This is a genomic window from Zunongwangia sp. L-65, assembly GCF_056859415.1.
In genome coordinates this window covers 1-12,780 of record NZ_JBSXOK010000081.1, presented here as the reverse complement: position 1 = coordinate 12,780, position 12,780 = coordinate 1, and the positions used below count along the sequence as shown (strand labels likewise).

The 12,780-nt window shown below is 35.0% G+C and carries 14 protein-coding genes and 2 pseudogenes; 2 read left to right on the top strand and 14 right to left on the bottom strand.

Annotated elements, in window-relative coordinates; genetic code table 11:
• Positions 1–93: 93 nt before the first annotated feature.
• The 6 genes from istB to AC13DP_RS20325 form a co-directional block, all read right to left on the bottom strand.
• Entirely contained in the window at positions 94–822 is a 729-nt protein-coding gene (gene istB / locus AC13DP_RS20350) for an IS21-like element helper ATPase IstB (protein WP_386274749.1), read from the bottom strand.
• Positions 823–846: 24 nt separating this feature from the next.
• A complete protein-coding gene (gene istA, locus AC13DP_RS20345; RefSeq protein ID WP_483068380.1) occupies positions 847–2,370 on the bottom strand; it encodes an IS21 family transposase in 1,524 nt (507 codons plus the stop codon).
• Between the two features lie 1,326 nt (positions 2,371–3,696).
• Positions 3,697–4,236, bottom strand: a complete 540-nt coding sequence (locus AC13DP_RS20340) for a helix-turn-helix transcriptional regulator (RefSeq protein WP_013072761.1) — start codon at positions 4,234–4,236, stop codon at positions 3,697–3,699.
• Between the two features lie 21 nt (positions 4,237–4,257).
• Positions 4,258–4,434 carry a hypothetical protein gene (locus AC13DP_RS20335; RefSeq protein WP_013072762.1) on the bottom strand — a complete coding sequence of 59 codons (177 nt, stop codon included), beginning with the start codon at positions 4,432–4,434 and terminating at the stop codon, positions 4,258–4,260.
• A 236-nt stretch (positions 4,435–4,670) separates the two neighbouring features.
• Positions 4,671–4,946, bottom strand: a complete 276-nt coding sequence (locus AC13DP_RS20330; RefSeq protein WP_228250895.1) for a helix-turn-helix transcriptional regulator — start codon at positions 4,944–4,946, stop codon at positions 4,671–4,673.
• Positions 4,947–4,981: 35 nt separating this feature from the next.
• Positions 4,982–5,500: a hypothetical protein gene (locus tag AC13DP_RS20325; RefSeq protein ID WP_013072764.1), complete on the bottom strand. Its 519-nt coding sequence runs from the start codon at positions 5,498–5,500 to the stop codon at positions 4,982–4,984.
• A 340-nt stretch (positions 5,501–5,840) separates the two neighbouring features.
• On the opposite strand from AC13DP_RS20325, the pseudogene AC13DP_RS20320 reads away from it, so the two are divergent.
• Positions 5,841–6,972 (top strand): annotated as a pseudogene (locus AC13DP_RS20320) (IS3 family transposase).
• Positions 6,973–7,108: 136 nt separating this feature from the next.
• On the opposite strand, the gene AC13DP_RS20315 reads toward AC13DP_RS20320, so the two are convergent.
• From AC13DP_RS20315 to AC13DP_RS20280, 8 genes and pseudogenes are all read right to left on the bottom strand, one after another.
• Positions 7,109–7,465, bottom strand: a complete 357-nt coding sequence (locus tag AC13DP_RS20315; protein ID WP_041579010.1) for a hypothetical protein — start codon at positions 7,463–7,465, stop codon at positions 7,109–7,111.
• A gap of 53 nt (positions 7,466–7,518) precedes the next feature.
• Positions 7,519–7,698 (bottom strand): YqaE/Pmp3 family membrane protein, encoded by a 180-nt coding sequence (locus AC13DP_RS20310; RefSeq protein ID WP_041579011.1) that lies wholly within the window; start codon positions 7,696–7,698, stop codon positions 7,519–7,521.
• Positions 7,695–7,931, bottom strand: a complete 237-nt coding sequence (locus AC13DP_RS20305; protein WP_013072770.1) for a hypothetical protein — start codon at positions 7,929–7,931, stop codon at positions 7,695–7,697. The genes AC13DP_RS20310 and AC13DP_RS20305 overlap by 4 nt, the downstream gene beginning before the upstream one ends.
• A 71-nt stretch (positions 7,932–8,002) precedes the next feature.
• The gene (locus AC13DP_RS20300; protein ID WP_013072771.1) at positions 8,003–8,488 is read right to left on the bottom strand and encodes a YciE/YciF ferroxidase family protein; all 486 of its coding nucleotides are present in this window, start codon (positions 8,486–8,488) and stop codon (positions 8,003–8,005) included.
• Positions 8,489–9,304: 816 nt separating this feature from the next.
• Complete coding sequence (locus AC13DP_RS20295; protein ID WP_233421424.1) at positions 9,305–9,691, bottom strand: aldo/keto reductase; 387 nt, start codon at positions 9,689–9,691, stop codon at positions 9,305–9,307.
• Between the two features lie 11 nt (positions 9,692–9,702).
• The gene (locus tag AC13DP_RS20290) at positions 9,703–9,912 is read right to left on the bottom strand and encodes a hypothetical protein (RefSeq protein WP_013072773.1); all 210 of its coding nucleotides are present in this window, start codon (positions 9,910–9,912) and stop codon (positions 9,703–9,705) included.
• A gap of 111 nt (positions 9,913–10,023) precedes the next feature.
• Positions 10,024–10,188, bottom strand: a complete 165-nt coding sequence (locus tag AC13DP_RS20285; RefSeq protein WP_013072774.1) for a cyclic nucleotide-binding domain-containing protein — start codon at positions 10,186–10,188, stop codon at positions 10,024–10,026.
• Positions 10,189–10,227: 39 nt separating this feature from the next.
• Positions 10,228–10,479 (bottom strand): annotated as a pseudogene (locus AC13DP_RS20280) (cyclic nucleotide-binding domain-containing protein); the annotation flags it as partial.
• Positions 10,480–11,491: 1,012 nt separating this feature from the next.
• On the opposite strand from AC13DP_RS20280, the gene AC13DP_RS20275 reads away from it, so the two are divergent.
• Complete coding sequence (locus AC13DP_RS20275; protein ID WP_483068379.1) at positions 11,492–12,520, top strand: sensor histidine kinase; 1,029 nt, start codon at positions 11,492–11,494, stop codon at positions 12,518–12,520.
• Positions 12,521–12,780: the final 260 nt, after the last annotated feature.

Below are 12,780 nucleotides of genomic sequence, written 5' to 3'. Positions count from 1 at the left end.
TGGATGAGCCGGCCATAGTGAACCACGTGCGCCGGATGAAAGTGAGCATAGCAAACTAAGTGCGCAAAATCGATTCTACTGTGGTTAAATTTACTATTTATTTTTAAGTTTTTTCCTCATTGATTCCCCCTTGATATCTATTCTGTGAGCTGTATGAACTAAACGATCCAGTATGGCATCTGCAATGGTCTGTTCTCCAATAATCTCATGCCAGGCCTCTACCGGTAACTGGGAGGCAATAATGGTAGATTTTTTTCCGTGCCTATCTTCAATAATTTCCATCAGGGAGTGCCTGTTAATATTATCCAGGCCTTTAAGCCCGAAGTCGTCAAGTATAAGCAGATCCTGTTTTTCGATCTTGCTTACCTGCTTTAAATAAGAGCCATCAGCCTTGGATGTTTTAAGCATGGTAAAGAGCTTAGAAGTGTTGAAGTACATCGTTTTGAAGCCTAATGAGCAGGCCTGATGGCCTATGGCTGATGCCATATAACTTTTTCCTGCCCCGGTGCTTCCTGTAATTAAAATATTATCGTTTTGTGTTACAAAGTCGCACGTGGCAAAACGTTGTATTTGATTTCTATCGATATTTCGGTCGTGGTTATAATCGATATTTTCCATAACAGCACTATACCTAAACCGGGCTGTTTTAGTCAGGCGTTCTACTTTTCGGTTCTGGCGATCGTCCCATTCGCATTGGATTAGGTAAGCTATAAACTCATCATTGGTGTAATCCGTACTCTGCGGGCTTAAGCTAGAGTTGAAGGCCCTGATCATTCCGTGGAGCCTTAATTGTTTCATCTGTTCTAAGGTTTGTGTATTCATATACTTGGTTTTAATGGTTTCTTTCTATTTATAATAATGGCCTCCCCGGATGTTCTTGTGATCGGGCAGTACTATTTCCTCTTCGAGGTTTTCTTCAAGGTTATCCCAGCCTTTTTTAAGGATGCGATCAATAATATTATAATTGTATGCCCCATAATCAGAAGCTCTCTTACAGGCATTATCCAGGCGCAGGTTCCCTACTTTTTTTGCCAGGTGTAGTATGCCCAGACAGGATTTATAGGATTGTTCGGGATGTTGTTTTTTGTCCAGTATTCCAGTGATATACCCTTTGCAGTGTACTCCAATATGAGCTGCCCAGGCGATGAATTTTTCAGAGCTCCATTCACTTATAAACCTATGGTGTGATGGCATATGTTCCTTAACTGTAGTATAGGCGTATTTCCTTTTCTCTCTTGGATGTGCGGCCAGGCGTTCAAATTTATAGAATATCTCCACCAGGCTATCGGAGTAGATGATCTTGATGCGTTTGCCCATGTGCTGATAAGGTACGCTATAGTAATGCTTGTCTTTGCTAAAATAAATATGACTGTTCTTGTGCACGGTCCCATTAGCGTAGGCTTTTATCTCATACCGCTTTAAGGGTAGGGGTTTTAACTCCTGTTTTTCTACCTCGTCGAATAAAGAACGCCGGGAGTACTCTCTTCCCCGGAAGGACATTGCATTATGTGTTTTTAGAAGTTCGAGTATTGCTTTATTTATTTCTGAAACGCTATGGAAGGTCTGGTGGCGTAGCGGTGCAAATACCCTGGTATATATTATCCGTACAGCGTTCTCTACTATGGCCTTATCCCTTGGTTTATATGTTCTTGTGGGCAGTACTGCGGTTTCATAATATTCCGCAAAATCAGAGAAGGTCTCGTTAACCTTGGGTTCATAACGGCTCCCTTTAGTTACGGCGGATTTCAGGTTATCGGGTACCAGGGCATTGGGTACCCCACCATAAAACCAAAGTGCATTCTCGACACTACGTATAAAATCTTCCTTCTTTTGGCTTGGCGAAGCTTCTACATAGGTGTATTGGCTACTGCCCAAAACGCACACAAAAACTTCCAGATCCTGTAGTTCTCCGGTGTGACGATCTACAATGCTAAGTTTCTTGCCGGTGTAATCGATGAACAGCTTATCTCCAGCCTTATGAGTGAGGTGCATCACCGGTGATACCTCCTTGGTCCACTGATGGTACCAGTATTTAAACTGGGATAACTTAAAGCCATCAGGATGTTTCACATAATATTCCTGCCAGAGCAGTTGCCTGGTTACCCCCGTCTTACGTAATTCCTTATCAAAATAGGGAAAGTATTTTTCCAAGGTCAATAGTTGAGCGCTCTTGGGCTTTTGATCTGACTTAAAAAGCTTGTGTAGCTCTTCCAGGGTCATCTCGGAGACCTCGTAGCTTGTAAACTGGTAACGCTGAAAAAAAGCGATGTATTTAGTAATGGTGTTACGTGATAAACCCAACCTTGAACTTATCTGGCGTTTACTGACGCCCTGGCTGTACAAGCTAAAAATCTGTTTTACTTTTCGCATATCTATCTGTTTGTTGGCCATGGTCTTTTTTACAAAAAAAGACATTTGGCTTCTTACAAATAGAATCGATTTTTTAGTGGTTCACTTTACTCCGGCTAAAGTGGTTCACTTTGATCCGGCCAGGGTGGCTCACTTTAACCCGGCCAGGGTGGTATACTATGACCGTTTTTTGCAGCCTATTAGATAATGAAAAATCCAGCCGATTATTTGTTGTTCGCCCAATCTTCTTAAAAATAAAAATTCGGAAGTAACCAACACATAGTTAAGAAGATTCGGTTCATTAAAACTATAATTTGTGATATAGGAATATATAAAACTGAAAATGGTCATCATGGTTGTTCCTATGATGCCAAATATTACTAAACATATTGTAATGATCATATGAACTTATTTTTTTCAGTATATACTTTCCAGATACTTTTTCAAACAAAAAACCACCTCCCATATTATATATTATGAACTCAAAATAATTAGGAGGTGATTACCATTCCGATATCGAATAACGGAATCCCAACATAAAAGACCGATGTAGATAGACATCTTAACGCTTAAGCTTATTCCCCACAGTTAATTTACAGAGCGCTAAAAATCCGAGAGTACAGATTTCAACTCGAACTGATGTCTAAGAAGTATATTTCTAAAAGAAAGTTCTGAAACTTTACGTAACATATTTTTAATGAAACTGAGATTTAAATTTTCTAATTCTATGACATTAATTTCTAAATTATATTCCATTCTTCTTATACCGGTTAAATTTTGCATAATTTCCTTTTTAAGTCTGATGAAATACTGTTCAATGTTCCACAAATGAATTAAACTGTAATATTCCTGAAACATTTCGAAAATCAGTAATATAAATTTACTTTTAGACTCGAGAAGTCGAAATAAAAGCTGTCTATTATTAGGCTTTATACTCTTTCTATAGAGAAATAAGTAGGTATTATATTGAATAGACATTTTTTTTATACCCTTTAATAAAAGAAGAAAAATATTCTTTTTAATGGTCGAATTTTGATACATACTTTTTGATAATAGATTATATGAACAAATACAAATTTAAATGGAGTAAACGACTATATTTCAGCTGAAACCACTTTTAGCCTACAATTAACAATTCTTAATTTTTATTAACGGTTCTGAAATTGTTCGGATAAAAGGCGATTTTCATCGGTGAGTTTGTTAAGAGTAATAGAAACCCAGTCTTACATAAAAAACAAAAAATTGAGCTCTCCGATTCTCAAATTTATCATCTAAACATTGGACTAATTAATTTTAACATTTAATTAAGACCCGTGGAACACACAGAATAAACTTATAGCCATTTCACTAAGGTTTACGATTGATCTTACGAAATTTTATCGGAGACATTTCGTATTTTTCTTTAAAAATTCTGGAAAAAAAATAACTAGAAATTTCACTGATACTCAAATTGGTATTAAGTAACAGGGTTTTCTTTAACCTTGTTTCCCTTAAATAAGTATGTACACTTGTATGAAATAATAATTGAAAACCATATTGAAGCTTATTCTTATTCAATCCTGCATATCGGCTTAATTCCTCTAAACTCGGGTTCCTCGATATATGATCTTCAATATAATTAGCTGCCTTTTTTATAGCTCTAACTTCATAATGAGTTAATATTCGTTGCTGCTTATCTGTCTTGAGTTCATCTTCATACTTCTCCAACTCATAGGCAAGCATTTTCATTGTCAATGCTTCTAGAAAAATCCTCCGGATAAAATTACTTACTTTAAATTCCTCATTCTCCCGGAATAAATCAGCAATCTTAAGAGAATAAAAGCCTTTATGGTAAAATTCCTTTTTTGCCTTTACATCTAAAAAGGCATCTCTCAATTTAAATTCCACCCCCTTTAGTCACAATCCACCTTATCGAAAATTTTTTCGATCTATTTCTATACTTATCAATGAAAGCTGTTCTGCTTCGGAAAATTGTAATATATGGCCTTTATTTTGCACATTCGTCACGATAGCATGTTGATATTGTTCTATGCTGTGCCCTTCTTCCTCACCTTCAAAACGATTTACCATATTTCCATTCAACATATACAGAAATTTGAGTGGATGTATTTTATCAACAACAAATTGTATTTCTGTAGCCGCATGGAATACACAGTTATAATGAATAAACCCAAATCCATTATTGAAATTAAACCCTGAAAATTGCCTTTCCCCAAATGATTTGGAATATCTAGACAGAATGTTTACAATTTTCCGAAACCGGCTGTGAAAGGGCCTTCCCTATATCTTTTATTACTTCATCTATGGGAATGGAATTAACTTCAATGACATTCATATTGGTGTTGTTTTCCCTTTAATTTCTGGTCTCTTCTTTTTCTATATTCTGATGGTGTTATTTGATAAAACTCTTTAAACAATCTACGAAAATAACTTGGACTTGCAATCCCTATCGCATGTGTAATCTGCGATAAATTCATTATACTTTCTTCAAGCAATTCCTTCGCTTTTTTCATTTTTACAGCTCTTATATACCCATTGACGCTTTGACCATATAATTCTTTAAATTCTAATTGCAACTTATTACAGTTTAAACCCACATGCCTACTTATTCACTCTATTCTGTTCATTTAAGCTATGTACCTATAATCAGTTCAGCAGCTTTTTTAATTTGTTTTACATCGCTTGGATGCGTCAGCTTTAGGTGATTATTACAATCTTTATTGTATTGCCGAAGATGAAGGAAGATTAATTCATGAATATTTATTTCCAATTTTAAATAATCCAAAAAATTAAATACACTTAAATAATTAATTTCCTTAAACACATCAGCTATCCTTAAATTAAAATTTCCAGAATGGAAAACTTGATGCGAAGGATGCTCCTTAAAAAGAAATTTTAAATTATTGTCTAAAGTGTTTGAAGTAGCAATTCTATTTTCTAAAAATTGCCTTTTTGTAATATTGATAATGTATAAATTATAGGGAATACTGCTTTTTAAAGAAATTCTTGAAATTAGACGGGAAGAAGTCAGGGTAACAGCATGTTGAAATCGCTCGAAAATCACCCATTCGGTATCCTTTGAAAATCGATATAGAAACGGATGTCCTAAATTATAAATTAATTGTAAAGAATCTTGTTGTGTAAACTCCAATTCTAAGTTTATGCTACGAGATAATTCACCCCGAAAAAATGCAAAAGAAATATCGCTATCTAATGCTATACCTATAATTTTCCCCTCCCATTTTCTTGAGCGAGATTGGTTTTAAAAAAACGTCCATTTTTTCTTACATTTTTTTATTCCTGAATGAAAACTTTTAAGAATGTGTCTAGTCGGAAATGGTCGAATCCTTATTGCCTTCAAATCATTTTTAAATTTTGAAGACCGAAAATATAGCTTTACTTATCACTGACCTCCTCCCATTAAATCGGACTAATAAAAACTAGAGTATTTCTGGCAAATAAATGTTTAACTTTAAATAAATTATTTGCTTATGAAACGATCAAAATATACCGAGTCGCAGATTGTATTTGCGATAAAACAGGTTGAGACTGGAACACGTCTTTCTGAGGTCTGTCGCAAGATGGGAATCAGCGAGGCTACCTTTTACAATTGGAAGAAAAAATACGGTGGTCTGGGTGTCTCTGAACTGAGAAGGCTCAAAAACTTGGAGGAGGAGAATGCGCAGCTTAAAAAGCTTGTAGCTGATTTAAGTCTTGACAAGCAGATTCTTCAGGACGTACTTAAAAAAAAGTTCTAAGGCCGTCTCGAAAACGGGAGATGGTCAGCAATATCCGTATGGAATATAATATTTCCATCAATCGTTGTGTACGCCTAATATTGCTGCACAAAAGCGTTTTTTATTATACACCCAAAGAACGTGGAGATGAATTGCTGCGTATGAGAATGAAAGAAATAGCAGCAACACGAGTACGCTATGGGTTTTGGAGGATCTATATTTTGCTTCGCCGGGAAGGCTTTATGGATAATCATAAACGCGTTTATAGAGTGTATTGCGAAGAAGGTTTAAACCTCAGATCTAAGAGACCTAAAAGAAGTCGGTGTGCAGCCCATAGACAACCTGCTCTTGGTAATGCCTCTAGTTTACATGAGTGCTGGAGTATGGATTTTGTGACAGATCAACTCTACGATGGAAGCCGTTTCAGAGCCTTAACTGTAGTAGATAATTATAGTCGTAAATGTTTAGCTATATATGCAGGAAAATCCCTTAAAGGAAGTGATGTTGTTGGGGTGTTGGGGTGATGGATAATTTAGTTGCTAGTGCAAGAGTTTATCCTAAACGCATAAAAGTAGATAATGGAAGTGAATTTATCAGTAAAGTATTGGATAAATGGGCTTATGAAAACAATGTTGAATTAGATTTCTCAAGACCCGGAAAACCTACTGATAATCCATTTATAGAAAGCTTCAATGGATCTTTCAGAGATGAATGTTTAAATACAAACTGGTTCTTCTCTTTGGAAGATGCACAAGAAAAGTTCGATATTTGGAGGGAAGACTATAACGGGTTTAGACCACACAGCTCATTGGGTGACATGTCACCCAATGAGTACATTGAAATCAATGAAAATAGCCCAGATTCTCTAGTTATGACCAGTACCTAATTTTGGGAGGAGGTCAACTTAAAAATAGTTGATTTTTAAACTGTATGAAAAACAGGGAAGCCTTCATCACCATTAAATATAAAAAGGCTTAATTATAATCAGTTTTACTATTATGTATGGCTTTTTAATTCTAACATTATCGTGAACGAACATCCCTATGCAGTTTATATTTTGCTACGATAGCATTAGTAATGATAAGAATACTGATAATAACGATTGAAGCTGCTGAAATACCCTCAATACTATCAATCCACACTAAGCACAATAGAAACAGAGCCAGAACTATATCAAAATAAAGATGAGTATAGAAAGTAATGATTTGCCTACCTAGTACTTCATATGCACAAAGGCTATTAAATAATAATAAACCTCCACAGGTCAAAAACCAATATGTCTGCATACTTTCCATACTGAGATAACGATAAACATCCAAACCCATTAAGCTTATCACAAACAAAAAATCATAGACAAAGTGTGCTTTTTTAGAATACATAGTCATCGTATTTTAAAAACATCATAAAGTAAGATATTTCGTTTATTTATATTTTAGCTTTTTCGAAACAGCTTTACATATTCATCATTTATGATAAAAGCATGTATTACTCCGGGTATCCAACCAAGAAAGGTTAATAATAAATTGACTAAAAACTCCTTTTTAGCTCCATACTTAATATAAACGGCTACCGGAGGTAAAATAACGTTTAAAATAACCATTGTCAATTTCATGCCTCATGTTTAATTATTAAGTCAATTAAATCGCCTTTTTTTATTTTGTCTACAACAGAAATTCCTTTTTCACGGCAAATTACAATTAATTCCTTATAGGAATAATTATGATAGGCATTCTGCTGTATTTCTTCTTTATTTCGGGCAATCACACAAGCTTTTTCGTCACTCATACCATTGCTTTTTAAAATGGCATATTGCTCTTCATCCTGTATTTTTTTATTCTTTTTCATGACATGTCTTGATTATGAAAAGACCATTCAGTACCGCAGCCTGAATGGTCCGCCATCCAGTTAAATATGAGTTAGTCAGCCTTCCTATTGATTTGGTTAGTTGCTAGACTGTTCAATTTTTCATCGGCTGCATATTCCTCCTGGAGAGTCTTATTCAGTTTTTCGGCTATAACTGTATACCCTAATTCCTTCGCAAATCTTAGCACAGTGCCATATCCCGCAATCTCATAATGCTCAATGCGCTGTGCATCAGCTATAATTCCTGCATCACGTACAAACTCATTTTCAACATTTTCTTCTAAAAATTCCTTAGCTTCTTTTATTAATCCTTTCATGGCATTACAAACTTCTCCAGTTGGAGATATTCCCAAATCTTCACAAACATCCTTTAAGCGTATTTGATGCTCTTGCGTTTCCTTTAAATGCATTTCAAAAGCTTTTTTCAGATTGGGCGTATTTGCCTGCTTAACCATAGTGGGTAATGCTGAAATTAATTGGCTTTCCGCACTATATAAATCTCTCAACTGATGTTCAAATAAATCTTTTAGATTCTTCATGGCATTACTTTTTTGTTTAGTAGGATTTTAAGGTCGTTCCTCTAACTATATCCTATAATTCAAAGTTAACCATCTCATTACCGGATTAAACAAAGCTAAAGAGAATAACAAAATATTATAAGTTCTTAAGAAAGCTTTTAACTTTAGCCTCACATCCTTCTGCTTTACAGTATGTTTATATACGCTATCTGCCAGAGATAGTTGTAAAAACCTATTGGTAGCTGAAAGAATTAGGTTCATTCTTTACAGATAAATTTCTAACGTTTATTTAAGAAAAGTTCAAGGCAGACCCCTAAACTAAAATTAGAGAAATTTTCTTTTATGGAAAATAATGCTTAAGTTGAGTAATAGTAGAAAAAGGATCTGATCGTCTTAAATAACTTTTTACTCCTCCCTTGAACTTAGGCTTGAATGAATTTAAATAAAGCAATACGAAAAGTAGTCTTTTCTTAGAGTTCCTTGAAAATGTATTATATTTACTTGAAAATTATCAGCTCGATATATTACTACTCATTACGCCTAATAAAATCCAATTTTCGGATGATACTCAGATATATATAAGGAAGTATCAATACGTTCCACTTGACATACCAACAATGAAGCCTCTGTATTATTAATATGAAGCTTTGGATATGATCTATCATAACCTATAAAATTTTTGAGTGGATTTTTTATATCAGAAAACTTATAATATGAACTTTTTGTAAGCCACTAAATAGTTTGAAGAATAATCCCGCGTTCTGCCACCCCGACTTCTTAAAAATCATTTTAAACTTTCCTCACCACCAAATTGCAAAATTCGAACATAGTATACCCCTAATATCTTGACCAAATACTGAAAAAACTCGTACGTTGTACATAACTGAATGCATTTTCAACACTTGCCACCTTCCCAATAGATAGGGCTGGATTTAATTCTTCCGTGGTAACATTACTTACACCTACTTCCATAATTTTTCCCTCTTTTTGCATTTCGAACATAGCCTTCAATGATTCCTCAAAAGGAGTGGTAGTCCGAGGCATTACGCGAAAATGTACTAATTGAATTTGTTCAATTTTTAAGGTCTTTAAATTATTATCGATGCTTGCCCGTAAATTTTCAGGTTTGTCGTAAACGTTCCAACTTTTATCTACCCCTCTGCTTGCTCCAACTTTGGTACAAATAACCAGATCTTTCTTATTAGGATGCAAGGCTTCTGCGATAAGTCGATTGGTTACATCTTTTCCATAATAATCAGCTGTGTCCAGAAAATTAATATCACCTTCAGAAGTTTTGCTTTTAATATCTGCACTGCTTCTTCCCTATTTTCGGGTTCGCCCCAAACTTGTTCCCCCGGAAGACGCATTGTCCCATAACCCAATCGCTTTACTGGTAGAGGATTTGCTGTATTGGCACCAATGGTAATTATTTTTTTAATATTCATTTTCTCTGTTTTAATTATGAAAACAAAGGTGCAGGAACTCTACTAAAAATCTTTTGCCATATAGCAAAAAAGGATTTATACAATATTTTTTCTGATCCTTCTTAAGGAGGATTATGTAATCCCCAGATAAGAAGCTATATAAGAAAGAGGAGTCCGATCAACAAGGTTAGGGAATTTTTCTAAGAATATAAGATAACGTGTGGTGGCATCTTCAGAAACTAAGGAACTTCTTCTGTCCATTTTCTTCATCAGGGCATTATGGAATATCTTATTCATAATTTTATCCCACTCCAAAATTGTATTAGAAAGGTTGTTCCATTGTTGGTTCGAAAATACAATAAATTTACAATCTGTGGCTGCCTGGACATATTCTGAAAAGGGTTCGTCTCTATATGGATTTGCGATGAAGCGGTTTTCTTCTATAAAATATTTCGTGATTTCTTCGCCTTTATTGTTGTAATAACAAATTCGTAAAATACCCTCTAGAACGAAAACTACTTTGTTAAAAGTTTTTCCTACTTCTGCAAAATATGTGTCTTTATAAAGTGTCGTTACAGTAACATTTATCGAGATGAGCTCAATTTGCTGCGGGTTTAAATTGCCAAATTGTAAAATATATTCTATAAGTTTTCCATTTTATAAAGTTAGTAATTATGGCTAGTCATAAATTTGTCATTTGGCAAAATAAGGAATCAGATTAAATATTTGGTGAAATGTTATCGTACTTGAAGGTGCATTCTTTGCTGATTAGTCTAGGTATTATCTGTGAACAATAAGGTTCGAATCTTATCACCTCAACGATTCTAATAGGTTCGAACCGGTTATCAAAAAACAAATTCATTTAAATTTTCCAATGAATTCCGGAAAATATTTAAAAATTTCAAATAAAAAGAGGTAAAAATGTAGAATTAGCTGGACTTGTAATACACAAAAGGGACACTAAAATAGTATCCCTTTTTGTGACCCCTATGGTACAAAACTCGAACCAATTAATAGAGGATTTAAAACTTTTGGCTGATATACTGGCTGCTTAATCTGTAATGAAGTCTTTAAAAGTAACTGATAGTTTATAGGTTATTTATAAAAGGAAAAAGTATGAAAACCTTTATGACCCATTTGGCCTATATATGATCCCATGCTGTCTTGGAGCGGACATTATAAGAAGTTCCCTTCTCTGTTGTTCCTTTTCTTTCAATGAACTCTCTATTTATCAGTTCCTGTAAATCACGGGTAACCGTACTTTTTTTGATATATTCTCAAGTTGTTGGTATTCTGCATTATTTATAGAACCATGTCCTTTAATATATAAGAGCATTGACTTGTCTGGTGAAGGTTTTGTCTTTTAAAGTAATCGACAATCAGCTCTGTGATGTTGAGTATTTCGTAAAAAGGTATATTTTTACAATTAATTTTTGGTGCCCCTCAACCATTATCTTTTGCAGGATATAAATAATCATTTACTTTCATTAATTCAGAAAATAAGATATGGAGTTAGCCAACTTTATTCGTTAATCATAAAGAAGAAATTACCAACGAGTGGATAAAATATGCCCGGGAAAACATAAAACCTACATTTGAAATGCAGGTGGAAGAAGTTACTGACCATATAAAGGATATGCTTGAAAGGATTGCAGAAGATATGGATACTTCGCAAACAAATGCCGAGCAGGAAAAGAAATCCAAGGGCAATAAAGCACTTAAATCTAGAGAAACCAAGGCAGCCAGTGAACATGGTGCGCAACGGGTTGAACTTGGGTTTGGCATCATGCAACTAAGTTCTGAATTCCGTGCGTTAAGGGCAAGTATCCTTCGGCTTTGGGCCGAAAAAATCAGGGCAGAGAATTGGGAGACTGATTTTCATGATATGATACGATTTAATGAAGCAATTGACGAAGCATGGATGATCTCCTTGGATCATTTTCAACAGAAGCTCGACCAAAGCAAGAATTGGTTTCTTGGAGTATTGGGGCATGATTTGCGCAATCCTATTTCAGCTGTTTATGGCGCACAAGCAATCCTGAAATTATCTCAAAATCTTTCTGAAAAAGAAAAAGGAATTCTTCAGAGATCAGATTTCAGCCTTAAGCGCATGACAGAACTCATAAATAACCTTCTTGAGTTTACGGAACTAAACCTGGGAAGGGGCGTGGTCATCAACAGGAGCTTAATTGATCTTTCAGAACATAGTGAAAAAATCGTCCAAGAAATCCAATTGGCATACCCCAAGATTGACATCACGATAGACACCACAGATAACATAAAAGGAAAGTGGGATGCATCCAGGCTCGAACAAATGATGACGAACCTAATCACCAATGCGATTCACCACGGGGAACCGGGAAGCCCTGTAAAAGTAAACCTTAATTCTAAAGAGGGGCAGGCACTTTTTAGCGTTCATAATCAAGGCACTCCTATACCGGAAGGTATTAAGGACAAAATTTTCACCGATAGGTTTACCAATAATAACGAAGACACAACAAAAGAGAAAAATTACGGCCTTGGCCTGTACATTGTCAAAGAAATAGTAGAGGGACACGAGGGAAAAATTGAACTGACCAGCACTCAAGAAGAAGGCACCACTTTTACTGTAGCGCTTCCAATACATTAAATGAAGTAGAAAAGATGTAATAAATTGTAGTGTATTTCAATTTTGTTCCGGATCCAGGTTTTAATAAAGACCTTTGGTCACGTCATTTTTGAATTATTCCTATTTTCTTACATAAACGCTTGTTGAAGAACAGGCAGATCCGATTTTAATTTATGTACCTTCCTTATGGCTGAAATAGCAGTCACTCAATATTTTAGAAAGCCAGACTTGAATAAATAAAAGTTGCTTTCCATCAGTAATAAAGAGGAAATGGATACTAC

What these genes read in the sequence shown, in the direction of transcription:
- istB (WP_386274749.1), bottom strand. Translation starts at nt 822, where the DNA reads ATGAATACACAAACCTTAGAACAGATGAAACAATTAAGGCTCCACGGA.
- AC13DP_RS20300 (WP_013072771.1), bottom strand. Translation starts at nt 8,488, where the DNA reads ATGAAGAATCTAAAAGATTTATTTGAACATCAGTTGAGAGATTTATAT.
- AC13DP_RS20275 (WP_483068379.1), top strand. Translation starts at nt 11,492, where the DNA reads ATGCAGGTGGAAGAAGTTACTGACCATATAAAGGATATGCTTGAAAGG.
- AC13DP_RS20315 (WP_041579010.1), bottom strand. Translation starts at nt 7,465, where the DNA reads ATGTATTCTAAAAAAGCACACTTTGTCTATGATTTTTTGTTTGTGATA.
- AC13DP_RS20335 (WP_013072762.1), bottom strand. Translation starts at nt 4,434, where the DNA reads ATGTTGAATGGAAATATGGTAAATCGTTTTGAAGGTGAGGAAGAAGGG.
- AC13DP_RS20305 (WP_013072770.1), bottom strand. Translation starts at nt 7,931, where the DNA reads ATGAAAAAGAATAAAAAAATACAGGATGAAGAGCAATATGCCATTTTA.
- AC13DP_RS20310 (WP_041579011.1), bottom strand. Translation starts at nt 7,698, where the DNA reads ATGAAATTGACAATGGTTATTTTAAACGTTATTTTACCTCCGGTAGCC.
- AC13DP_RS20290 (WP_013072773.1), bottom strand. Translation starts at nt 9,912, where the DNA reads ATGAATATTAAAAAAATAATTACCATTGGTGCCAATACAGCAAATCCT.
- AC13DP_RS20285 (WP_013072774.1), bottom strand. Translation starts at nt 10,188, where the DNA reads ATGAATAAGATATTCCATAATGCCCTGATGAAGAAAATGGACAGAAGA.
- istA (WP_483068380.1), bottom strand. Translation starts at nt 2,370, where the DNA reads ATGCGAAAAGTAAAACAGATTTTTAGCTTGTACAGCCAGGGCGTCAGT.